At 41.8% G+C, this 25,507-nt stretch carries 14 protein-coding genes; 10 read left to right on the top strand and 4 right to left on the bottom strand.

Annotated elements, in window-relative coordinates:
• Window positions 1-121 precede the first annotated feature (121 nt).
• Window positions 122-1,327 (bottom strand): LruC domain-containing protein, encoded by a 1,206-nt coding sequence (locus KSX81_RS04930; protein WP_254884172.1) that lies wholly within the window; start codon window positions 1,325-1,327, stop codon window positions 122-124.
• Between the two features lie 173 nt (window positions 1,328-1,500).
• On the opposite strand from KSX81_RS04930, the gene KSX81_RS04925 reads away from it, so the two are divergent.
• The 4 genes from KSX81_RS04925 to KSX81_RS04910 all read left to right on the top strand — a co-directional run bounded on the left by KSX81_RS04925 (window position 1,501) and on the right by KSX81_RS04910 (window position 5,073).
• Window positions 1,501-1,839 carry an MGMT family protein gene (locus KSX81_RS04925; RefSeq protein WP_004307078.1) on the top strand — a complete coding sequence of 113 codons (339 nt, stop codon included), beginning with the start codon at window positions 1,501-1,503 and terminating at the stop codon, window positions 1,837-1,839.
• Between the two features lie 299 nt (window positions 1,840-2,138).
• The gene (locus tag KSX81_RS04920; protein ID WP_004321560.1) at window positions 2,139-3,365 is read left to right on the top strand and encodes a glycine betaine/L-proline ABC transporter ATP-binding protein; all 1,227 of its coding nucleotides are present in this window, start codon (window positions 2,139-2,141) and stop codon (window positions 3,363-3,365) included.
• Window positions 3,362-4,186, top strand: coding sequence for an ABC transporter permease (locus KSX81_RS04915; RefSeq protein WP_008025959.1), 825 nt, complete (start codon window positions 3,362-3,364; stop codon window positions 4,184-4,186). Before KSX81_RS04920 ends, KSX81_RS04915 begins: the two co-directional genes overlap by 4 nt.
• Before the next feature lie 20 nt (window positions 4,187-4,206).
• Window positions 4,207-5,073, top strand: a complete 867-nt coding sequence (locus KSX81_RS04910) for a glycine betaine ABC transporter substrate-binding protein (protein WP_217725486.1) — start codon at window positions 4,207-4,209, stop codon at window positions 5,071-5,073.
• Between the two features lie 152 nt (window positions 5,074-5,225).
• Here KSX81_RS04910 and nifJ read toward each other — a convergent pair whose 3' ends face one another.
• Window positions 5,226-8,774 carry a pyruvate:ferredoxin (flavodoxin) oxidoreductase gene (gene nifJ, locus KSX81_RS04905; protein ID WP_217725487.1) on the bottom strand — a complete coding sequence of 1,183 codons (3,549 nt, stop codon included), beginning with the start codon at window positions 8,772-8,774 and terminating at the stop codon, window positions 5,226-5,228.
• A gap of 32 nt (window positions 8,775-8,806) precedes the next feature.
• Window positions 8,807-9,985 (bottom strand): ATP-binding protein, encoded by a 1,179-nt coding sequence (locus KSX81_RS04900; protein ID WP_004311727.1) that lies wholly within the window; start codon window positions 9,983-9,985, stop codon window positions 8,807-8,809.
• A gap of 162 nt (window positions 9,986-10,147) precedes the next feature.
• Here KSX81_RS04900 and KSX81_RS04895 point away from each other — a divergent pair, with 162 nt between their 5' ends.
• The gene (locus KSX81_RS04895) at window positions 10,148-11,350 is read left to right on the top strand and encodes a hypothetical protein (RefSeq protein WP_004311726.1); all 1,203 of its coding nucleotides are present in this window, start codon (window positions 10,148-10,150) and stop codon (window positions 11,348-11,350) included.
• Between the two features lie 10 nt (window positions 11,351-11,360).
• On the opposite strand, the gene KSX81_RS04890 is transcribed toward KSX81_RS04895, so the two are convergent.
• A complete protein-coding gene (locus KSX81_RS04890; RefSeq protein WP_004311725.1) occupies window positions 11,361-12,917 on the bottom strand; it encodes an ATP-binding protein in 1,557 nt (518 codons plus the stop codon).
• A 531-nt stretch (window positions 12,918-13,448) separates the two neighbouring features.
• On the opposite strand from KSX81_RS04890, the gene KSX81_RS04885 reads away from it, so the two are divergent.
• The 5 genes from KSX81_RS04885 to KSX81_RS04865 all read left to right on the top strand — a co-directional run bounded on the left by KSX81_RS04885 (window position 13,449) and on the right by KSX81_RS04865 (window position 25,507).
• Window positions 13,449-14,648 (top strand): glycoside hydrolase family 88 protein, encoded by a 1,200-nt coding sequence (locus KSX81_RS04885; protein WP_217725488.1) that lies wholly within the window; start codon window positions 13,449-13,451, stop codon window positions 14,646-14,648.
• A 129-nt stretch (window positions 14,649-14,777) separates the two neighbouring features.
• Window positions 14,778-18,866 (top strand): hybrid sensor histidine kinase/response regulator transcription factor, encoded by a 4,089-nt coding sequence (locus tag KSX81_RS04880; protein ID WP_217725489.1) that lies wholly within the window; start codon window positions 14,778-14,780, stop codon window positions 18,864-18,866.
• 159 nt (window positions 18,867-19,025) lie between these two features.
• Window positions 19,026-20,444 (top strand): alpha-L-fucosidase, encoded by a 1,419-nt coding sequence (locus tag KSX81_RS04875; RefSeq protein ID WP_410492455.1) that lies wholly within the window; start codon window positions 19,026-19,028, stop codon window positions 20,442-20,444.
• A 37-nt stretch (window positions 20,445-20,481) separates the two neighbouring features.
• Window positions 20,482-23,724 (top strand): SusC/RagA family TonB-linked outer membrane protein, encoded by a 3,243-nt coding sequence (locus KSX81_RS04870; RefSeq protein WP_217725490.1) that lies wholly within the window; start codon window positions 20,482-20,484, stop codon window positions 23,722-23,724.
• A 10-nt stretch (window positions 23,725-23,734) separates the two neighbouring features.
• Window positions 23,735-25,507 carry a RagB/SusD family nutrient uptake outer membrane protein gene (locus KSX81_RS04865; RefSeq protein WP_073342770.1) on the top strand — a complete coding sequence of 591 codons (1,773 nt, stop codon included), beginning with the start codon at window positions 23,735-23,737 and terminating at the stop codon, window positions 25,505-25,507.

Genomic DNA, 25,507 nt, shown 5'->3' with positions numbered 1-25,507 from the left:
GTGGTGAGCATTTATCTGTTTATACTTCTATGGAATTCATATGATAAAAATAAGAGGTAAGGAAATCTATTGACATACCTTACCTCTTATTTAATTCAGTATATGATTTACTGTATATTTATTAATTCATAATCAACTTATTCGTTTTTGGCTTATTCCACCATCTTTGGTTCTCTTGACTTCCCGATGTTACCCATTGTTCAAAGTCTGGATATGCTTCCAAGAAGTTTACTTCTTCTCTGGCATGATGTAAAGATGCAGGTACTTTTAATCCCCATATAAAGTTGTCTTCATTTACATAACTTTCGTTGCTGTTATAATAAACCGGGCTATAACCTTTTAAGTGGATTTCTTGTCCTTTATTAGTTTTTGCAATATAAAAGTCCATTTTACTGTCTTGTAGGCTTTTAACGTTAACAGGTGAGTTGAACACCAAGTAAATGGCCATCATTTTTTTAGGCTTTGTTTTTTCATTTACCTCCGTATTATAATACTTGTATCCGTTAGGAATGGCCGGTTTCTTTAGTGAAATAATCAATTCCCCTTTTGGGCCTTTTAGGATTTTGATATTTTCAGCCTCTTCAGGATTGTTACGCTCAAGATACATTTGAGTTTCTTCTAAATCAAGTTCATTATATTGTACTTCTGCCAAGCGGATATAAGGATTGTAGTCATATATACCTCCTATAGCTCTGATTTGGAATCCTATCATTAAGTATTCTGCATAACATTGATTGTGACTCCAATAAAAACCGTCAATTTGGAAATTATACCATGCAACAAAATCATTAAAATCATAATCGCCTAAAGCTGGATACATATCTTCGAACATAATAGTTCCGTTGCCATATCCCGGATAATTGAAGATGTTGTTCGTTTCAACTTCTTTATTAGCTCTTGTGGTAACTCTGGATAATGCCGTAGCGTTAGCAGGTACTACTATAGAAATAGTACCATTACTTTCAACAGGAACAGTTTGTATTTCAGAGCCATTACCATATTTTACATACACATTTTTTATATATGCAGGAATTTCAATTGGGAGTTCCAATTTTGATGTGTTGGCATCGACATCCATTCGAAGCATCAAAGCCTCTTCATTGCAATTTTCTTCTAGAAATACAGAAATAGTAGCAGTTGATTGACTGGCAATTTTCACTTTGGTATTTTGAGAACCTTTCCAGTCGAAATCGGCAGGTACTTCCAAGTCAGTCATTTTCTTTTCTTTCTCGGGTTGTTTACTTTCATCATAAAGGTTCTTCTCACAGGAGCTGAAAGCCAGTGCTCCCAATAAACAAGAAGCGAACAGGATAGTTTTCTTTTTCATAACAGCAGTGCTTGTTTTGTTAATAATAGGGTTGCTTTTAATGGGTACAAAGGTCGGGATTATTTGTAAATAAAGCAAATAAAGTTGCATATTTTATTTGAAATGCTTTTATTATTTGCAAATTCTTTTCTTTTTATCTAGTTTTGGAACTGAAATAAAGTAATGTTTGAGTGATGAAAGATTATAAAGTAGATAAGGCGAGCCTTTCCGCATCCTTTTGTCAAGAGGTGTATCAGGTTGTCCGAGAAATTCCGGTAGGTAAAGTTTCTACCTATGGGGGAATTGCCGCATTATTGGGAATGTCTCAATGTTCCCGTATGGTGGGGCGTGCTTTGAAACAGATTCCGGATGATTTATCTGCGCCTTGTCATCGGGTTGTCAATGCGTCGGGACGGCTTGTTCCGGGTTGGACAGAGCAGAAACAACTCTTGTTGGAAGAAGGGATCTCTTTCAAACAAAATGGATGCGTAGACTTGAAAAAGCATCTTTGGAATTACTCCGTACCTGAATGAAATTTGCATATTTAATCTATTTTCCTTACCTTTGTGCCAACAATATGCAAGAACAGACTGTTATTTATTTATGAAAATACTGTTTTCTACTGTTCATTAAGAGGATAATCTTATCAAATTCTATTCCTTTTAAACTACTCTGTCTGTTTTTTTTAAACCATTTAAAAAACGTCGGACCGTCATGTTATCATGTGACATGACTGAACCATGCGAACATTCAACTTGTTTATCGTAAGTGAGAATAAGGAATGCGGCAGTTGAAAACAAAACAAATATTATAATCTAAACCAATATATTATATGAGTAAAATAGAAATAAAGGATTTGTACCTAATCTTTGGTAACGAGAAGCAGAAAGCCCTCAAGATGTTGAAAAAAGATAAGAGTAAAGAGGAAATTCTGAAAGATACCGGTTGTACGGTAGGAGTGAAAGATGCCAATCTTTCAATTAATGAAGGAGAGTTTTTCGTGATAATGGGACTCTCGGGAAGTGGAAAATCGACATTACTGCGTTGTATCAATCGTCTGATACGTCCTACTGCCGGACAAGTGCTTGTAAACGGAGTAGATATATCTAAAATATCCGAAAAAGAGTTATTGCAAGTTCGCCGGAAAGAGTTGGCGATGGTTTTCCAGAATTTCGGTCTGTTGCCTCACCGTTCCGTATTGAGCAATATCGCGTTCGGTCTCGAACTTCAGGGAGTGAAGAAAGAGGAACGTGAGAAGAAAGCGATGGAAAGTATGAAGCTTGTCGGATTGAAAGGATATGAAAATCAGATGGTAGGCGAGCTTTCCGGTGGAATGCAACAGCGTGTCGGATTGGCCCGCGCCCTGGCTAATAATCCTGAAGTACTTCTAATGGATGAGGCTTTCTCTGCGCTCGATCCTCTGATTCGTGTGCAAATGCAGGATGAACTGTTGGCTTTGCAATCGAAGATGAAAAAAACAATTGTCTTTATTACCCATGACTTGAGTGAAGCGATTAAACTGGGCGACCGTATTGCTATTATGAAAGACGGAGAGGTGGTGCAGGTAGGTACTTCAGAAGAAATACTGACCGAACCGGCTAACGATTATGTAGCCCGTTTTGTTGAAAACGTGGACAGGAGTAAAATTATCACCGCTTCTTCTTTAATGATTGACAAACCACTGGTGGCCCGTTTGAAGAAAGAGGGACCTGAAGTATTGATTCGTAAGATGCGTGCGAAGAATATCACCGTATTACCTGTCATAGACGCCGATGATAAACTGGTCGGAGAAGTACGTCTGAACGACCTGCTTAAGTTACGTAGCAGACAGGAAAAATCCATTGAAACGATTGTGCGTACAGAAGTACATTCTGTATTGGAGGATACAGTGTTGGAGGATATACTTCCTTTAATGACAAAGAGCAATTCGCCGGTATGGGTGATTGATGAGACGCATGAGTTTTTAGGAACAATCCCGCTTTCCTCCTTAATCATCGAAGTGACGGGGAAAGATAAAGAAGAAATAAACGAAATAATTCAAAACGCAATAGATTTATGATAAATATAGGACAATATATAGAGATGGCCATCAATTGGATGATGGTACATTTTTCCACTTTCTTTGATGCCATAAATGCAGGCATCGGTAGTTTTATTATAGGATTCCAACACGTACTTTTTGGAATACCTTTTTATATAACCATCCTGGTACTTGCTGCACTCGCATGGATGAAGGCAGGACGTGGTACGGCGATTTTCACCGCATTAGGATTATTACTGATTTATGGAATGGGATTTTGGGAGGCTACCATGCAAACCCTGGCTCTCGTTTTTTCATCTACCTGTCTGGCTCTGATTGTTGGTGTACCTTTAGGAGTGTGGACGGCAAACAGTCCGCGTGCAGAGAAAATACTCCGTCCTGTTCTCGACTTGATGCAGACGATGCCTGCTTTTGTTTATCTGATTCCTGCCGTTTTGTTTTTCGGATTGGGAGCAGTGCCGGGAGTGTTTGCCACCATTATCTTTGCTATGCCTCCTGTAGTCCGCCTTACCGGATTGGGAATTCGGCAAGTTCCTAAAAATGTAGTGGAAGCTTCCCGTTCGTTCGGGGCTACCCGTTGGCAGTTATTGTATAAAGTGCAGCTTCCTTTGGCGTTGCCAACCATCCTGACAGGTGTCAATCAGACAATAATGATGTCGCTTTCTATGGTTGTCATTGCTGCCATGATTGCTGCCGGTGGTCTGGGAGAAATTGTATTGAAAGGTATTACCCAAATGAAAATCGGACTTGGGTTTGAAGGTGGTATCGCAGTTGTTATTTTAGCTATCATCTTAGACCGTATCACACAAGGAATGGCAGGACGAAAAAATAAGAACTAAACGGAAAGGATAAAATACGTATGAGAATATATAAAATAGTAGGAATAGTATTGTCAGCTATACTTTTGCTGGCTTCCTGTACTAATTCAGACTTAGAGAAAAAGAAAGTAAAAATAGCCTATGCCAATTGGCTGGAAGGTATTGCTATGAGTCATTTGGCTAAGGTGGTATTGGAAGAACATGGATATGAGGTTGAACTGCAAAATGCTGACCTTGCCCCCATCTTTGTATCTATGTCAGGAAAGAAATCTGATGTCTTTCTGGATGCCTGGTTACCAATAACGATGAAAGATTATATGGATCAGTATGGAGACAGCATCGAATTTCTGGGTGAGGTATATGGAGAAGCCCGTGTAGGACTGGTTGTTCCTCAATATGTTACGATCCAGTCTATTAATGAGCTGGAAGCTAATAAAGACCGTTTTTCTTCTGAAATAGTAGGAATTGATGCGGGAGCAGGGATAATGAAGACGACCGATAAGGCCATTGCTGCTTACGGACTTGATGGGTATACCCTCATGACTTCAAGTAGTTCCACCATGCTGGCTTCTTTGAAAAAAGCGATGGACAAAGGAGAATGGATTGTCATCACGGGGTGGACACCGCATTGGATGTTCGACCAGTTTGACTTGAAATTCTTGGATGATCCGAAGAAAGTATATGGAGACTTGGAAGAAATACATGCTATTGCATGGAAAGGATTCAGTGAGAAAGATCCGTTTGCTGCCGAATTCTTTGGTAACATCAAACTAACGACAGAAGAACTTAGCTCTTTTATGACAGCTATGAAGGATGCCCGGATGGATGAAGAAGAAATAGCCCGTAAATGGAGGGATGAACATCGGCAGTTGGTGGATAGTTGGATTCCGAAGTCAGAGAATAAATAGATTGGAGCATTGTTATTTTTAATTTTAAATATAAAATAGACATGAACTCTAGTGGGAAAAAGGGAGTATTGTTTATGTTAGACAGAGTTCATACAATAAAAAAACGGTAATCTTCTACAAGATTACCGTTTTATATTTATAGGGTATTACTATTATTCAGCACCCCAGTTTTCTCTAGCCAAACGTTTGTAGCTGTTGTAACGCCATTTAGCGTTTTCTTCAGCAGCTTTAAACAGTTCTTCAGCTTCAGCAGGATATTGTTTCATTACAGAAGCGTAACGAACTTCACCCTTCAAGAAACCTTGGAAATCTTCCCAGTTCGGTTCTTTGCTATCCAATTGGAATGGGTTCTTGCCTTCTTCTTCCAAAGCCGGGTTGTAACGCCACAAGTGCCAGTAACCGCACTTAACAGCTTTTTCTTCTTCTTCCTGGCTCTTACCCATACCTGCTTTCAGACCGTGGTTGATACATGGAGCGTAAGCGATAATCAAAGATGGTCCCGGATATGCTTCAGCTTCACGGATAGCTTTCAGAGTTTGAGCTTGGTCAGCACCCATAGCGATCTGTGCAACATATACATAACCGTAAGTAGTAGCCATCAGACCGAGGTCTTTCTTACGTACGCGCTTACCAGCAGCAGCGAACTTAGCGATAGCACCTACCGGAGTAGCTTTAGAAGACTGACCACCTGTGTTAGAGTAAACTTCAGTATCCAGAACGAGGATGTTAACGTCCTTACCGGAAGCGATTACATGGTCAAGACCACCGTAACCGATATCGTAAGAAGCACCGTCACCACCAATGATCCACTGGCTGCGTTTTACAAGATATTGTTGCAGTTCAGCGATTTGTTTGCAGTGGTTACATTTATCCTTGTTAGCTTCAACAACCGGAATGATCTTAGCAGCCAATTCCTTAGTCTTGTCCGCATCCAGCATATTGTTGATCCATTCAGCGAACAGTTCTTTTACTTCAGCAGGAGTGCAATCAGCAGCAATAGCCTCGTTCATCACTTTCACGAGACGAGCACGCATCTTTTCGTTAGCCAGTTCCATACCCAAACCGAATTCACAGAAGTCTTCGAACAGTGAGTTAGCCCAAGCAGGACCGTGTCCGTTTTCGTTTGTAGTATACGGAGTAGAAGGAACAGAACCAGAGTAGATAGAAGAACATCCGGTAGCGTTAGCAACCATTTCACGGTCACCGAACAATTGAGAAATCAATTTCACGTACGGAGTTTCACCACAACCAGAGCAAGCGCCGGAGAACTCAAACAACGGAGTAGCGAACTGTGAGTTCTTCACGTTAGCCTTGATATCAACAAGATGTTGTTTAGTCTTCACGTTTTCAGCACAGTAAGTCCAGTTTTCAGCTTGAGCCAATTGGCTTTCGAGGTGTTTCATTGTCAATGCTTTGCCACCCTTCTTCGGATTACCCGGACAGATGTCGGCACAGTTACCGCAACCCAGACAGTCGAGAACGTCCACCTGGATACGGAATGTCATACCGTCGAATGCTTTACCTACAGCTTTCAGTTGTTCGAACTTAGCACCCTTCTGCTCTTCAGCGTCGAGTACGAACGGACGGATAGAAGCGTGAGGACAAACGTATGCACACTTGTTACACTGGATACAGTTTTCCGGATTCCATTCAGGAACGAATGCAGCCACACCACGTTTTTCGTATTTAGCAGTACCTTGATACCAAGTACCGTCTTCGATACCCTTGAATGCAGATACTGGCAACAAGTCACCGTCTTGTGCATTGATCGGACGAACTACTTTGTTGATGAATGCAGGATCGTTGTTTTCAGCTTTTGCGTCATCCGGAAGGTTAGCCCAAGCAGGGTCAACAGCCAAAGTCTTGTATTCACCACCACGGTCAACGGCAGCATAGTTCTTGTTAACAACGTCTTCACCCTTCTTGCCGTAAGACTTAACGATGAATTTCTTCATCTGCTCAACAGCTTGTTCTACAGGAATAACGCCTGTGATACGGAAGAATGCAGATTGAAGGATTGTGTTGGTACGGTTACCCAAACCAATTTCCAGTGCAATTTGTGTTGCGTTGATATAGTATACAGAAATGTTGTTCTGTGCAAAATATTTCTTAACCTTGTTAGGCAGGTTCTTAGCCAGTTCTTCACCTTCCCAGATTGTGTTCAGCAAGAAAGAACCGTTCTTACGCAAACCACGAGTTACATCGTACATGTGCAGGTAAGCCTGAACGTGACAAGCAACGAAGTTCGGAGTATTTACCAGATAAGTAGAACGGATTGGATTGTCACCGAAACGCAAGTGAGAACAAGTGAAACCACCCGACTTCTTAGAGTCATAAGAGAAGTAAGCCTGGCAGTGTTTGTCAGTGTTGTCACCGATAATCTTTACAGAGTTCTTGTTAGCACCTACTGTACCGTCAGCACCCAAACCGTAGAATTTAGCTTCGAACATACCTTCGCCGCCTAAAGCGATTTCTTCTTTTTGAGGAAGAGAAGTGAAAGTAACGTCGTCTACGATACCGATAGTGAAGTGGTTCTTCGGCATTGGCATAGCCAAGTTTTCGAATACTGAAAGGATTTGAGCAGGAGTAGTATCTTTTGAACCCAAACCGTAGCGACCGCCAACGATAACCGGAGCATTTTCTGCACCGTAGAAGCAGTCTTTAACGTCAAGGTAAAGAGGTTCGCCGTTAGCACCCGGTTCTTTAGTACGGTCAAGAACTGCGATAGTCTTAGCAGTCTTAGGTACAGCAGCCAGGAAGTGTTTAGCAGAGAACGGACGATACAGGTGTACGGCAACCATACCCACTTTTTCGCCGTTTGCTACCAGGTAGTCGATAGCTTCGCGGGCAGCTTCTGTTACAGAACCCATAGCGATAATTACGCGTTCTGCATCTTCTGCACCATAGTAATCGAACAAACCGTATTTACGACCTGTGATCTTAGAAATTTCATTCATGTATTCTTCTACGATAGCAGGAACTGCTTCATAGTAGTTGTTGCATGATTCACGATGTTGGAAGAAATGGTCAGGATTTTCAGCCATACCACGAGCTACCGGTTTCATCGGGTTCAGTGCGCGGGCACGGAATTCAGCCAAAGCTTCCTGGTCGATCAGCGGAGCAAGATCATCATTTTCCAACATTTCAATCTTTTGGATTTCGTGAGATGTACGGAAACCATCGAAGAAGTTCATGAACGGAACACGAGATTTGATGGTAGCCAAGTGAGCAACACCAGCCAAATCCATAACTTCCTGTACAGAGCCTTCAGCCAACATAGCAAAGCCAGTCTGACGAGCTGACATTACGTCTTGGTGGTCACCGAAGATACACAATGCGTGAGAAGCCAATGTACGAGCAGACACATGGAATACGCAAGGCAAGAACTCACCGGCAATTTTGTACATGTTAGGGATCATCAGGAGAAGACCCTGGGAAGCAGTGTAAGTAGTAGTCAACGCACCAGCCTGAAGAGAACCGTGAACTGCACCGGCAGCACCACCTTCAGATTGCATTTCCTGTACCAATACTGTTTCGCCGAAGATGTTCTTACGTCCTGCGGCAGCCCATTCGTCTACGTACTCAGCCATAGTCGAAGAAGGAGTGATGGGGTAGATAGCTGCTACTTCAGAGAACATATACGAGATATGCGCTGCAGCCTGGTTACCATCACAAGTGATGAATTTCTTCTGTTTAGTCATAACTAAATTAAATATTTAAGTAAATAAATCTTTTAATATAAAAAGCCGAACATCCAGAGAGGTATCTGGTTGCCCCGACCTATTTCAGCCTTATGCAACGCGTACGTTACATTCGGATTGTTCTTGATCTTTGCGCCTTCCTGGCAAATTTTGAACGGCATTACTTCGTCCACCATAAAAGAGACGTTTTTATCTCCTTTATGTACCTTATGGTCTTTCCATAAAGAATTTGCAAAGAATGTGTCAAGCACATCCTGCTCTTCCACTTTCACCGGATAGATGGAATACATCAGGTTGGAGTTGTGCATCATTATCTTTGAAGGTTTTTTAGGGAATTCTTCCCCTTTCGGATAAACCAGATTAATGAGTCGCGCATCTGCCAGATACTTGATATAGTTCATCACCGTGGCGCGAGATGTCTGTATGTCGCTTGCCAGTTGGCTCACATTTGGAGCCTTCGGCCCGTCGACAGCGAGCAAATATAGTAATTTTTTTATCTTTGAAAGATATTTCAGTTCAATTTGTTTGATGAGAAGTATATCTACTTCCACCATCATGTTCATCGTTTTCAGCAGATTCTCCGAAAAGTTACGCTTTTCGAGGAAGAACGGATAGAAGCCGTGGTGCAGGTAATCCTGGAAATAATCCAACGGACGAACTTTGGAGAGTACTCCTTTGGCAATCTGTTCGTGAGTGCTAAGAATTTCTTCGAGGCTATATGCCCTGAATTTCATGCCTGTTTGCAAGTTTAGGAATTCACGGAAAGAGAATCCACGCAGGTTATAGCTCTTGGCGATATCACGTAATTCAAGATTTTCTTCTTTCAGTCGCATCACGGACGAGCCGGTGAAGACAATTTTCAGGTTAGGAAAACGGTCGTAACACATGCGTAACTCTTTGCTCCATTCCGGATGTTTGAACACCTGGTCGATCAACAACACTTTTCCGCCACGTTTTTGAAATTCGTTGGCGAAGTCTACAATGCTGTGGCCCGAGAAATAGAAGTTGTTCATGTTGATGAACAGACAGGAACGGTCGTTCCCGAATTTCTCTTTGGCGTATTGGAGAAGGAAAGTGGTTTTTCCTACGCCACGTGTCCCTTTGATACCAATCAGGCGGTCGCTCCAGTCGATCTCGTCCATAAGATCGCGGCGAACGGGGGCATTGGTGTGCTCAACGAGGTAGGCGTGTGTGCGGTAGAATGATTCCATTTCAGTTCTTTGTTTTTCGGGTGGCAAATATACTGCTTTTTTTAGGATTTGCAAAGTAGAGATGGCAAAATTGTGTGTTTAATTCCAACTTTCTGTTTATTGTAGTCATTCCTGACTATTTCCTGTATATATTTGCAGAATAAAGTTTTGAATTCATTTGAAATGACAAAAAAGGCTCTTTATATATTCAATCCGGAACATGACTTGGCGTTGGCTAGCGGTGAAACAAATTATATGGCTCCGGCTTCTGCCAGACGTATGGCTTCCGAGTTGGCTTTGCTTCCGATGTGGTATGCAGAGGAGGGGAGTGCTGTATTAGCTCCTTCCGCTTATAATCTCGGCTATGTGAAGAAGATACAGGAATTATTAGGACTTTCGGTTGATTTGATGACAGAGCCGGAACTTGCTATTGAACCGAATTTGGATATTCGTCCTTGGGGATGGGATGTAGCTTTGCGGAAACGGCTTTCAGGGCTGGGCATGGATGAAGCCCTGCTTCCTTCTATGGAGCAATTAGACGGTTTGCGGGAATACTCCCATCGTTCTAAAGCCGTCTCATTGCTTCCGGAATTACAACTGAATGAATATTTCTGCGGAGAATCTTATTATTTGAAGACACAAGAAGAATGGAAAACCTTTGTGGAAGAACGGGAATGCTGCCTGTTGAAAGCTCCGCTTTCGGGAAGCGGTAAAGGCTTGAACTGGTGTAAAGGCATATTTACTCCTTTTATATCCGGTTGGTGTACGCGTGTGGCTGCTTCGCAGGGTGGAATCATTGCGGAACCTATATATAATAAGGTAGAGGACTTTGCCATGGAGTTTTATTCCGATGGTACAGGTGAAGTGACATTTATGGGATATTCCCTCTTCCATACCGGAAAGAGTGGAATGTATGAAGGGAATCGTTTGCTTTCTAATGAGGCAATCTGGAAACAACTTTCGCAATATGTCCCTTCAAAGGTTCTGACGGATTTGGAAAACTGTTTGAAATACAGACTTTCTGCGTTGGTAGGAACCGTTTATAAAGGTTATCTTGGAGTTGATATGATGATTTGTCGGTTTCCGGAAAATGAAAAGCCGTTTTTTCGGATTCATCCCTGTGTGGAAATTAATCTGCGCATGAATATGGGAGTTGTTGCGCGTTTTTTATATGACCGTTATGTACGTTCTGATTCAACAGGGCGTTTTGTGATTGATTATCATCCTTCGGAAGGTGAAGCCTTGCAGGAACATGAACGAATGTCCGCAACTTATCCGTTGGAAATCAGGGAAGGTAGAGTGTACTCCGGTTATTTACCTTTGGTTCATGTTCATAGGAGAAGTTGTTATCGGGCGTGGATATGGGTAACTCCTGATAATATTTAACTTTATCTGTTCACACCAGCCAGCGACTGATATTGCGTTTTTCCGCACTGAACTCTACCCCGATCTTTATCACTTCACGTCCGTCTGCCTGATACGGTATCAGATAGCCTTTATCGTCGATCTGCTTCAATGCCGCTTCTGCTGTGTCATGCAGCTTGAATTCGAAGACATAGATATATTTAGGTGTTTTCACTACGGCATCTGCACGACCGCGGGCGCTGCGTACTTCGGCATCGGTGAACTGTCCCATAAGTTTGAAAACAATATAGAAAACTACTTGGTAGTGACGCTCTGTCTGCTCGTTCAATTCGTAGTTGAAATCGGCAAAGAAGGCTTGCAGACGGGTAAGAAAGGCATCGTAGTCTCCACTCTCCAATTCATTGACGAACTTGCCGATGTAAAACCCTTGATCATTATTCTTCACTCCAGTATAGAACGGTACCAGGAAATCCATGAAACCGTAACGCACCTCATCGTTGGGAAATTCCAACAGGTAGTTGCGGAAACGTTCATCATAAGCTTTTATCGTCAGATATCCACTTTGGTAAATCAACGGAATCGGGTTATTGGAATCTACACGATATTCGGAGAACATGGAAGACGGTGCTTCGATCCCGTCAAGCAAAGTACGCAGGTCGTATTCGGTTTCTTGCAGCATCTCGACGAGGAAAGTCGGTGTGCCGGTCTGGAACCAGTAATTGTCGAACACTTTTGATTTCAGGACATTCAGTACACTGAACGGGTTGAAGATACCTACTGAATTAATGCAAAAATGATAGCCATCGTAGAGACGTGTCATTCGTTGTACCGCGTCATCATAAGAAATGGAATTATTGGCTGCCAGTATCTTGATTTCCGGCTGGAAGGTATCCAATAATTCTTGAAGAGTGATGCCGCAAAGGGTTCCGTAATCGGGCCATAAAGTGATGTCCTGCAATTGGTTGAGGTCACTGAATACACTTACTTGTGAGAATTTCGTTACTCCTGTGAGGAAGACGAAACGTAGGTAGCGGTCGGCACTTTTCAATACTCCGTAAAAGGCTTTCAGAGTTTTACGGTATTCATCCAGTAAGACATCATTGCCTAAAGCTTGCAATAGAGGTTTGTCGTATTCGTCTACCAGAACTACAACGCTGCTACCGGTTTGTTCGTAGGCGCGACGGATGACGCCGGAGAAACGACCGGAAAGAGTGTTCTCGTCTATTCCTTTGCCATATTGGATTTCCCATAAGGTGAGTTGACGGCTGAGGATATCATAAAGTCTTTCTGGGGAATCGTACTTCTCGGCATTTAAATCCAGATGCAGCACAGGATGCTTTTCCCATTTCGTTTCCAGTTTTTCAATGGCAAGCCCTTCGAAGAGTTCTTTCTTTCCTTCAAAGTAGGCTTCAAAGGTAGAGAGAAGAAGACTTTTACCAAAACGGCGTGGACGGCTCAGGAAGTATGGAGTAGATGTATAAGCTATTTTCCATACAAGCTCTGTTTTATCTACATATAGATAATCGCCCTTACGAAGTTTCTCAAAGGTCTGTATCCCGATAGGGAGTTTACGAAGCAGGTCATTCATTGTTATTTTCCTTTTAGTGGTTCAAAGATAATCATTATTTTCGTAATATTTCGTTTTCAATATCTCAAAGAACGAGCGTTATAATTTTGTTTAACTGGAAAATTATTATTTAGCTCATTCTTGCACTGTTTTGAATAGATATTAGATGCATCGGAATTTTATTTACTCTAGTAACAAAGAAAAAACGCTTAGTAGTAGAGTTCTATCTGACACCCGGGTCTCAATGGTACTGACACCCGGGTGTTGGCATACCTGAGACCCGGGTGTCATAGATGCTGAGACCCGGGTCTCAGATAGATTGTTTATACAGTGGAGAAAAATCTAAACTATATTATTTAATTTCTTTCCGTGCGGATCAGTTCGTTTCTGCACCATTATGAATATCTGAAAGCAGACAACTTTTGTACAAAATCAAACATTACTAATATGGAAACGGACATAAAAAAAGAGTTTTGTAAAACCGATGTCTGTAAGTTAGTCTACCTTTGTTGCTAATATATGGAGAAGTAATAACAGAAATAGATTGAAACAATGAATAGCAAACTTCTAATGGTGGCAACAGGAATTATTTTTCTGGCTGCTTGTAATGTTCCGAAAGAAAATGAGATGAAATGGTTTGACCGTGCGGTGAGTACATCCGGACATCAATTGCTCTATATGGCAGAAAAGTTGAAAAACGAATCGGATACCCTTTGTTTTCCACGTTCCTTGAAAGATGGAAAATATCGCTTGGAAAAACCTTCGGATTGGACTTCCGGTTTTTTCCCGGGCTCCTTGTGGCTGGCGTATGAACTTACAGCTAAGGAAGAATTGGCAAAACAGGCACGTTTGTACACTGACCGTCTGGAAGCGATGCAGTATTATACGAAAAATCACGATTTGGGGTTTATGATGTTTTGTAGTTACGGTCAGGGCATCCGTCTAAAACCGGAACCAGCGGACAGCCTGATTCTCGTTCGCGCTGCCGAAAGCCTTTGTACGCGCTTTGAACCGAAAGTCGGATTGATTCGTTCCTGGGACTTTGGCAATTGGAGTTATCCTGTCATTATTGATAACATGATGAATCTGGAGATGCTTTTCTGGGCATCGGAACAGACCGGTAATCCGAAGTATCGGGAAATTGCCATAGCACATGCCGACAAAACACTGAAGAATCATTTTCGGGAAGATATGACATCTTATCATGTAGTCAGTTATTTGCCGGAAGATGGTACAGTCGAGTCGAAAGGTACTTACCAGGGATATGATGATGAATCGTCTTGGGCACGTGGTCAGGCTTGGGCCGTATATGGATATACCATGTGTTATCGTTTCACCAAACAACAAACTTATCTGAAAGCGGCTTATAAGATCGCTGAATTTATAATGAGCCATTGCTCGTCCGAAAAAGACTTTATTCCTTATTGGGATTATAATGCTCCGAACATTCCCAATGAACCTCGCGATGCTTCGGCGGCTGCCGTCACAGCTTCCGCCTTGTTGGAATTAAGCGGTTATGGGGACAAAAAACAAGGGCGGAAATACTTCCGTTATGCAGAGCGAATCTTGAAGCAACTTTCCTCGGAAACATACCTGGCAAGGGAAAGAGAAAATCACGGGTTTATTCTCATGCATTCGGTGGGTAGCTTTCCGCATAATAGTGAAGTCGACACCCCGTTGATTTATGCCGATTATTATTATCTGGAGGCTTTGAAACGATATAAAGAAATTAAAGCTAACGGATATATGTGATAAAAGTGGCTGGAAATACATATCTTTCCTCTAAAGAAAAAAATGATTTCTTTATTATGCCGGTGTAAAAAGCTCATGCTTTTTATGTACTTTTGTTTGAGTTAAAATGTTCTTGAACCGTGATTACTTATGAAAGACCGATATATACAAATTTGTTATTTGATTGTTTTATCTATTTGTTTCCAATTTATTCCGATATCTACTTTATTGGCAGATGAGGCTCCGGTTCGTTTTAAACGTTTGTCTGTAGATGATGGATTGTCGTACAATACAGTGCTTGCTTTAACCCAGGACCATAACAATAAGATATGGGTGGGCACTACTGAAGGATTGAACTGGCATGACGGTTTCCGCTTTGCGTCCTTTTATAAATCTTTGGTCGATACCGCCAGTTTGGGAAATAACTACATCTATTCTCTTTATACTGACCGAAAGGGAACGGTGTGGGCAGGGACAATGGTCGGACTTTCCCGGTATAATATTATAGGTAATGATTTTACAAATTACTCATTACCGGGCAATCAGTCGGTTCAGGTGTTTGCGATGGAAGAGCCGGCAGACAGGGAACAGTTGTTGTTAGGAACCAATCGGGGATTGGTTCTTTTTGAGAAAACGGATGGCAAGATGAAAATGCTCCCCCAGTTAGAAGGGAAGAATGTTTATTCCGTTCGTGCTATAGGAGACGGGGCATTACTTGGAACTTCAAAAGGTATTTATTTCTATTATTTCCGTAATGGTAATATTGTTCAATTGCTTCCTGAATTGAAAAATGAAGTAATCTCCAGTATCATTTATGATGATAAGACCCGGAATTGCTGGTTGGCGTCATTGACGAACGGAGTATATTTGATAGATGACAAATTTCAGGTTCGAGAACATTATAACCGGAAAAATTATCCGAAACAGTTTATTTCGGATGCTGTCCGGGCTTTGCAGCTGGATGACCGGGGAAGATTATGGATTGGAACGGTAGAAGGACTGCTGATTCTCCAACCGGATACAAAAAGTATTTCGCAATATCGCTTTTCCTATGAAGACCCTTCTTCTTTGGGACATAATTCTGTACGTTCTCTTCTAAGGGATCATCAGGGAGGAATGTGGGTAGGCACTTACCACGGAGGGCTTAATTATTATCATGTATTAGCACCTGATTTTCGTGTCCTGCAACATTCTGTCTACCGTAATTCATTGAGTGACAATACTGTCAGTTGCATAGCGGAAGACCCTTTCAATAATAATCTTTGGATTGGTACCAATGACGGAGGATTGAATCATTATGACAGGACAACCGGGCATTTCACTTGTTATTCCGATGAAGGCAACAAAGCCGGCTCCTTACGTTCGAATAACATTAAATGTGTGTTTCCCGAGAAAAATGGTTCTGTTTATATCGGTATGCATAGCGGCGGGTTGAGTCATTTGAACGTCAAGACCGGACATCTAAGTAATTATGATATTCCCGGTGCCGCATCCTTGGAAAATAGTTGCTATTCACTGTTGGATGGAGACGATGGTACACTTTGGATTGGTTCGATGGCTGGTTTGTATCGTTTTGATTATCAAACAAGGCAAATCTCCTTGCATCCTTTGGCAGTCAGATATCCTCAATTGAAAGATGTGCTTGTCTCTACCTTGTTCCGTGATTCAAGACGGCGTGTCTGGATTGGTACGGAAGAAAGCTTGTACATGTGTGCTGACGGAGAAATGCGAGTGATGGCTGATTCGGCAGGGGCTTATTCTCTTGGCCTGATACAGGCGTTGTGTGTATATGAAGACAGTAGCCATGCCATTTGGGTAGGCACTTCTTCCGGATTGTACCGCTATAAAGAAGGAACCTCTCTTTCATGGGAGCGTTATTCTATGAGCGACGGTTTGCCCGATGACTGTATCAGCGGTATTTTGGAAGATAAAAAAGGGCGGTTGTGGCTCACAACGAGCAGGGGACTTTCCTGTTTTGATTTGCATAAAAAGAATTTCTGCAACTATATCAAACAAGATGGTTTGCCGAACAATCAGTTTATGCAGTCGGCTGTATGCAGTTCAAAAGACGGCACTTTCTTTTTAGGAACTTTGAATGGGGTCGTCTTTTTTAATCCCGAACACTTCTCCGGCACTCCTTTTACGCCTAACGCAGTGATAACCGGATTGTCCATACAGAATCTTCCCATAAGGCAAGCTAAAGACGGAGATGTCGATTTTTATCAGGCTGACAACGGGAAGTTGCTGGGAGTCTCTTTTCCTTCGGAACTCAAAATGTTCAGAATCACTTTTTCTGTAATCAACTACCTGTCAAACAGCCGTAACAGGTTTGCCTATAAGCTGGAAGGTTACGATTCGGATTGGATTTATGCTACTTGGGCAGGAAGTCGTGGAGTGAACTATTGGAATTTGTCTCCGGGTAGATATGTTTTTAAAGTAAAGGCATGCAGTGACAGTGGACAATGGTCAGAAACCCCTGCAGAATTTTTTATTGATATTATTCCGATGTGGTATCAGACGTGGTGGGCAAAAACGTTGTTTTTCCTCTTTATCATCGGTATTTTAGCTTTTGTATTTTATTTCTTTATTGTTCGTGCCAAGATGAGGATGCAGGTACAGATTGAGCATATCGAACGGAATAAGATAGAAGAAATCAGTCAGGAGAAAGTCCGTTTTTATATTAATATGTCTCATGAATTGCGCACACCTTTAAGTCTGATATTAGCTCCGTTAGAGGAATTGTTGGGCGAAAAGAACTCTTTCGATCCCGCTGTGCAACAAAAATTGTCTTATGTCTATAAGAATGGGCAGAAGTTACTGCATATTGTCAATCAGCTACTTGACTTCAGGAAGGCAGAGTCGGGAACATTACCTATCAATATCGTTTCAGGGTCGGTTGAGAGCATGGCAATGAATGTATTCAATTTATTTATAGAGAATGCACGGAAACGAAATATTAATTTCCATTTCCGTTCGGATTTGACAGATGAATTATTTCCTGTCGACAGGATGTATTTGGAAACGATATTGATGAATTTGCTTTCCAATGCGTTTAAGTTTACTCCTGACGGTGGAGAAATTTCATTATCATTGTGGAAGAAGGAGTCTGTTTACGGATTTACGATACGTGATAACGGCATAGGTATTCCGGAAGAGAAACTTTCCCGCATTTTCGAACGCTTTTACCAAGTGGACGATAATCAGAAAGGTTCCGGCATTGGCTTGTCTTTGGTGAAATTGTTGATAGACAAGCATAGAGGCAGGATAGAGGTCGCTAGTGAAACCGGGAAATTTACAGAATTCAGGGTGATTTTGCCGGCAGACATCCACATATTTCCGGCTGAAGAACAAAAACAGGACGCGGAAGCGGCCTTCACTTTATCAGAACCTATGTATTCTCCTATGGATGTTTCCTACATGGAAGAGGTTGCAGTTACTACCACTGACATAGAGAAGCCGGATGGTAGGGAAGAAGAGGGGAGAGCGACTATCCTGCTGGTGGATGATAATAAGGAAATGGTCGATTATTTGAAGGATAATTTTAAATCGGAGTATATCACGTTGATAGCCGGGAACGGGGAAGAAGCACTGGAAATGATGAAGGAACAGAAAGTGGATTTAATTCTTTCTGATGTGATGATGCCGGGAATAGACGGTATTAAGTTATGTGAGATTGTGAAGAAGAACATGCAAACTTGCCATATTCCGGTTATTTTGTTGTCGGCGAAAGGCAGTCTCGAGGCGCAGACTGCGGGTATTCAAGCCGGTGCAGACGATTATATCCCCAAACCATTTTCTATTAATCTTCTGAAAGGGAAGATTAATAATATCCTGAAAGCCAGGCAGCGTTTGAGATACTATTATTCCAGTACGATTGATATTGATGCGGCAAAAATGACTTCGAATAAGCTGGACGAAGAGTTTATCACCAAAGCCATTCAGACTGTGGAAGAAAACATCTCTGATGAAGACTTTACAGCCGATGACCTTGCGGAGAAGCTTTTTATGAGTCGCTCGTCATTATACTACAAAATGAATTCCATATCGGGTGAACCGCCGGCAAATTTTATTCGGCGGATACGTTTCAATATGGCGTGCAAATTACTGTTGGACGGACGTTACTCCATATCTGAAGTGAGTGCCATGGTAGGTTTTGCATCCCGCTCTTATTTCTCTACCAGTTTTAAAAAGTATATGGGTTGCATGCCTTCTGATTATGTGAAAAAACAGAGAAAATAGTGCCTGGGAAGCTCTTTTGAATAAAATCTAAAAAGTTTTGATAGTTTTTAGTCCTGCTGTGGCAGTTATCGGACAAACTAAAAATAATAGAAAACACCCTTTCATTTCAATCCTCATATCTTAGCGGTGAAATTTAAAACCTCTAAAACAACGGTAAGTATGAGAAAAATGAAAAGCATGAAAGTGGTACTGGCTGCTTTGTTCGGACTCTCTTTTTCTTGGAATGTATGTGCACAGCAAAGTGATATTAAAGATCAAGGGTATGTGCACAAATCATCCACCTCTTATGAGTATCCGACAGATCCGGCAGTACTGCAGAAATTAGACCAATGGCGAGACTTGAAATTCGGTGTACTGTTCCACTGGGGACTTTATTCCGTACCGGGTACTTTCGAGTCGTGGCTGTTGTGTTCGGAAGAAAAATTTATTCCGCGCCGAACTAAAATCTTCGGTGATATGCCTTACGATGATTTCAAGAAATGGTATTGGGGATTAAGCGAGTCTTTCAATCCAACGAAGTTTGCTCCGGAAGTATGGGCGGACATTATGAAAGATGCCGGTATGAAATATATGATTTTCACTACCAAACATCACGACGGTTTTTGTATGTTTGATACGAAGGAAACTGACTTCTCGATAGCTAAAGGACCTTTTAAAAACAATCCTTTAAAAGATGTGACCTATCAAGTGTTTGATGCTTTCCGTCAGAAAGACTTTATGATAGGTGCTTACTTCTCCAAGCCCGACTGGCATTGCAATGATTACTGGAGTAGAGACAGGGCAACGCCTACCCGGAATGTGAATTATGATATCAAGCTGAATCCGGATAAATGGAAACGTTTTCAAGAATATACGGCTAATCAGATCAATGAACTCATGACGCGTTATGGTCGGGTAGACCTTTTTTGGCTGGACGGAGGCTGGGTAAGAGCTCCCAAGGAAGACATCAAAATGGATCAAATCATAGATAAGGCACGCGAATATCAACCCGGATTGATAGCCGTAGACCGGACTGTGCCCGGACGGAACGAAAATTACCAAACACCGGAACTGACTATTCCCAAGCAGCAACTTGATCATCCTTGGGAAAGTTGCATCACACTGACCAATCATTGGGGATGGTGGAAAGACGCTCCTTACAAGTCGGCAGCTCAAGTAATCAATATTCTCACGGAGATTGTAGCCAAAGGCGGTTCTTTGGTTTTGGGCGTGGGACCTACACCGGAAGGTACTATCGAGGAAGAGGGAATACAGCGTTTGAAAGAGATAGGGCAATGGCTGAAAATAAATGGTGAAGCAATTTACAACACACGCACTACTCCTGTCTATCAAAGTGAGAATATCTGGTTCACGGCTAACAAAGATGGAAAGACGCTGTATGCTATCTATGCACTGCCGGACAATGTGGAATTGCCGCAGGAAATTGTATGGGAAGGAAATGAACCTGCCGGCAAGATGGTATTGCTTCAAAACGGTCGTAGCGTGAAGTATCGGACGAAAGACGGCAAAGTGACAGTAACTCTGCCGAAAGGATTGAAGAATGAATCGCTGGTTTTCAAATTTAAGCAGAAATTATAATGATGCTTTTTGTTTAACTATTTAACATTATCAAAGTATGAAAAACATCTTAACAGGTCGCATGCGGAAGGTTTTATTTATCGCCGTATGTATCAGGTCGTCTTTGTGGGGCGAGATTTGTTATTCCGCAGAGACGGGTAGGATTTTGTCGGGCAGTGACACCGGCAAAGAGTGGGTAAGTTCCGCTTTGCAACAGAACAAAAGTATAATAGTTACAGGGGTTGTTACGAGTGAGGGTGGCGAACCTATTATTGGTGCTACTGTACAAGTGAAAGGGACTTCCACAGGAGTTATCACAGATATTGACGGCCGTTATACAATTACGGTACCTGATGGAAATTCTGTTTTATCGGTTTCATTTATTGGTTACCAGTCACAAGAAATAAAAGTAAACTCCCGAAGGGGGATTAACGTACGTTTACAGGAAAATGTACAAAGTCTGGACGAAGTAATGGTTGTGGCATACGGTGTGCAGAAAAAGGCGACATTGACCGGTGCTATATCAAGTGTCGGTACGGAGGCTTTACTGAAATCCCCTAGTGCCAGTGTCACCAATTCGTTGGCAGGGCAGTTGCCGGGAGTTTCTTCCATGCAGGCAAGTGGACAACCGGGAGCTGACAATGCGAAAATATTTGTACGTGGTGTAGGTTCATTGACGGAAGGGGGAGCTGCTCCGCTTATTCTTGTGGATGGCGTGGAGCGTTCTTTCTATCAAATGGATCCTAACGAGATAGAATCTATTAATGTATTAAAAGATGCTTCGGCTACGGCTGTATTCGGAGTGCGCGGTGCAAACGGAGTCATATTGGTCACTACTCGCCGGGGAGAAGAAGGAAAGGCCAAAATATCGATTAACTCGAATGTCGGCATTCAGATGCCTACCCGTATATTGGATGTGGCAGACAGCTATACAACGGCTTCTTTATTCAGAGAAGCTCAACGTAACGACGGAGCGGCAGATGACTTGCTGGCTTTCTCGGACTATGATATGGAACGTTTTCGTTTGGGGGATTCTCCTATTCTGTATCCCAATGTGAACTGGTATGATTATTTGATGAATAAGGCTGCTGTTCAAACCCAACATAATGTAAGTATTTCCGGAGGAACAAAAGATATCCGTTATTTTGTATCGTTAGGTTTTTTGTTTCAGAATGGTTTGTTTAAACAACTGGACGGGCTTGATTATGATAACAATTACAGCTATACCCGTTATAACTATCGTGCCAATCTTGATGTAAACCTCACACGCACCACTACGTTAAAGTTCGGCATGGGCGGAATTGTAGGCAACCAGCGTGACCCGGGAGGCAGTGGTAATGTATGGAAACAGCTTACGTGGTCGTTGCCATTCTCATCTCCGGGAATTATCGACGGAAAAAAAGTGGTGACACAGAGTACACGTTTTCCCGGAGTTAAAATGGAGAATCAAGTAATTAATGGATTTTATGGCTATGGTTATGACCGTAAAGTATCGAATAATATGACATTCGATTTGAACTTGTCTCAAAATCTGGATTTTATAACCAAGGGGCTTTCTATTGAAGCGAAAGGGGCATATAATACGGATTACTCTTACATCAAAACCGTACGGGGACATGTGGAAACATATATTCCTTTTTATAAATCCGAAATAGACGGATCGGGACTTGATGTTGAAGACCCTGATTTTGATAAGAGCCTTGTGTATCGGATAACGGGGGAAAATATGATGAAAACTTATGGAACCGGAGATAAAAAACGTGCCCGTGACTGGTATGTGGAAGGAAGCATTCGTTATAATCGCAAATTCGGAGAACATAATGTAGGTGCCTTATTGCTGTACAACCAAAGTAAAAAGTATTATCCTAATTATCCTAACAAGTTTTGGGATGTCCCGACTGCTTATGTTGGCTTGGTAGGCCGTTTGACTTATGATTATAAGTCGAAATATATAGCAGAATTTAATATTGGCTATAATGGTTCCGAGAACTTTGCGCCGGACAAACGTTTTGGTACATTCCCTGCAGGTTCTATCGGCTATGTGATTACAGAAGAGAAATTCATTCCTAAAAATGACTTCTTAACCTATCTGAAAGTGCGTGCTTCTGTTGGATTGGTCGGTAATGACAACATGTCCAGTAATCGCTTCCTTTATTTGCCGGACTCTTATTCAATAAATAATTCCGACTGGCTGCAGAAAGCCTATCAGGATAAGAACGGGTATATTTTCGGATTGACAAATACGGTCTATCAGACAGCAGCGAAAGAACTTATGCTGGGAAATTCGAATGTAACCTGGGAAACTGCCTTAAAGCAGAATTACGGTATAGATGCTTATTTCTTCAGTGACCGTTTGAAGTTGACAGTCGATTATTTCCGGGAAAATCGTCGTGATATTCTGATACAACGCAGCACCGTTCCTTCCTTGATTGCAATGAATGGCATATTGCCTGTGGTTAACATGGGTAAAGTAAATAATCAAGGATATGAAGTTGATTTAAAATGGAATGATCGTATTAAGGACTTTTCATATTATATAAATGCAAATGTCTCTTATTCTAAAAATAAAATTATTTATCAAGATGAAGTAGAACCGAACGAACCTTATATGTGGCGTACCGGACATGAGGTGGGAGCCCGTTTCGGATATCTGGCACAAGGGTTCTATAATGAGAATGACTTTGATGCGGATGGTAATGTTCGTGGGGATTTGCCGCAACCGCAAGGGAAAAAATATCCCGGTGATATTAAGTTTGCAGATTTGAACGGTGATAATATCATTGATAATGACGACCAGACCAAAATAGGAAACCCTAAACGCCCGGCTTATACGTTCGGTTTAAATTTGGGTGGAGAATATAAAGGCTTTTTTGCTTCCATGAACTGGACGGGAGTAGCACAGTGTGATATTGAGATGGCAAATGCTTATAAACGTCCTTTTTATGAGGGGCAGGTGCTTTATCAATATATGGCTGACGGGCGTTGGACACCTGAAACAGCAGCAACGGCTGTGTATCCCCGTTTGTCCATTGCAAGTTCAACTAACCAAGAGACATCGAGCGTATGGTTGAAAGATGCTTCATACATCAAATTGAAAAATCTGACGATTGGATATAATATTACTCAACAGAAGATTTTAAAAGCAATTGGTGCCTCTAAGTTGACGGTTCAATTTACCGGCTATAATCTCTTGACATTTGACAAATTGAAAGTTTTTGATCCCGAAGGAGAATTGACACGTGATACGAATACGTATCCTATTATGAAAATCTTTAGCTTGGGAGTGAATGTAACTTTTTAAAATGATTATTATGAAAAACAAAAGTTTAATTATTCTATGCGGACTTCTGGCTAGCTTATTCATCGGATGTGAAGACCTGAAGTTCGGTGATAATTTTTTGGAGAAGCCCAATAGTGACGATGTATCTATTGATACGGTGTTTTCTTCTAAAAAGTATGCAGATCAGGCCCTAAACCAGTTTTATAAGAGTTTGTGGGATTTTATGCCTACCTTGAGAGGATGCCATCCGGAGGGGCTTATTTTGGATGGATATACTGATATAGGATATGCACAACCAATCTCATGGACACGTGGAGACTTTAATTCTTCTTCCAGTTGTATTAACTTTCCCTATTTCCCTTTTCATTCACAGATTACTGAAGTGACGGGAAATCCTTCTTTTGGTATAAGGAAGGCTTATATTTATATTGAAAATGTAGATAAAGTTCCCGATATGACTGATGACGAAAAGCGTATTCGAAAAGCGGAAGCTAAGGTAGTCATTGCTTTTCACTATACTCAAATGATTCGTTTCTATGGTGGCATGCCTTGGATAGACCACGCGTATGCGGCAGATGAGATTTTCCAGTTTCCTCGTCTGACGTTGGAGGAAACAGTCAATAAAACAGTTGCGTTATTGGATGAGGCGGCAACCGATTTGCCTTGGTCTACCACCGCTGAAGAATATGGACATATGACAGCAGCCGCTGCTAAAGCGTTGAAGTTCCGTTTACTCTTATTTGTTGCCAGTCCATTATTTAATAATAAAGTACCCTATTATGACGGACAGGCGGCTACTGAACTTCTGACTTGGTATGGAAATCAGCAGGATAGCCGTTGGGAGGCTGCTTTGGAGGCAGGAAGAGAGTTCTTGCGCCTGAACATGCAGAATGGTGATTATTATCGGATTGAAAATACAGGGAATCCCAGAGAGGACTATGTAAACGGCTATTTTACGAAAGGCAATCAGGAGGTTGTGATGGCTTCTTTCCGTTGGGGAACTTATGATGGCGTAGATAAACCGTTCCGTATGTATGAATCCGGTTATGGTATCCCGCGTGGAAATTATGCGGATATGTTCCAATGGAAGGATGGTTCTACATTCGATTGGAATAATCAGACACACCGTGCGCATCCGTTTTTTGATGAAAAAGGACAGCCGAACCGTGATGTGCGTTTATATGAGAACTTGCTTGTAAATGGTGATAAATGGCAGGGACGGACAGCAGAAGTTTATAAAGGTGGACGCGAAGGATATGGTTCGGGAAGTTCTGTGCAGAAGAAAACTCAATTTGGCTATGGATTCCGCAAGTTTATTCGTGATAAGAAGAATGAGATGAAAGGCAAGCCTTATTCTTGTCCCATGATTCGTATGCCAGAGATTTATTTAAGTATAGCCGAAGCTATGAACCAATTGGGGAAGGCTAACGTGCCCGATGAATTTGAGAAGACCGCTTATGATTATCTGAACCTCGTGCACGAACGTGCAGGGTTGCCGGGAGTAACTTCCGCTAAGGTGCCGCAAGGTGATGCATTGTTGAACTACTTATTGGATGAACGTGCCCGTGAATTCGGACAGGAAGATGTTCGCTACTTTGATATGATGCGTCATAAAAAGGGAGCGGAATGGGCTATACGTCCCATGGAAATGCTGGAAACGACGAAGGTCGGAAGTGGCTTCGAGTATGCAGTGAGTACGCGTGACGATATTAAATATTATTGGAATGAATATTGGTATTTACTGCCATTTCCTGTAAGCGAAATCAATAAGAAATATGGATTGATTCAAAATCCCGGCTGGTAA

Source organism: Bacteroides sp. MSK.18.37, assembly GCF_019129155.2.
Taxonomy (GTDB): domain Bacteria; phylum Bacteroidota; class Bacteroidia; order Bacteroidales; family Bacteroidaceae; genus Bacteroides; species Bacteroides ovatus.
The sequence above is the reverse complement of the archived record's forward strand: the minus strand, read 5'-3'. Positions and strand labels throughout refer to the sequence as shown.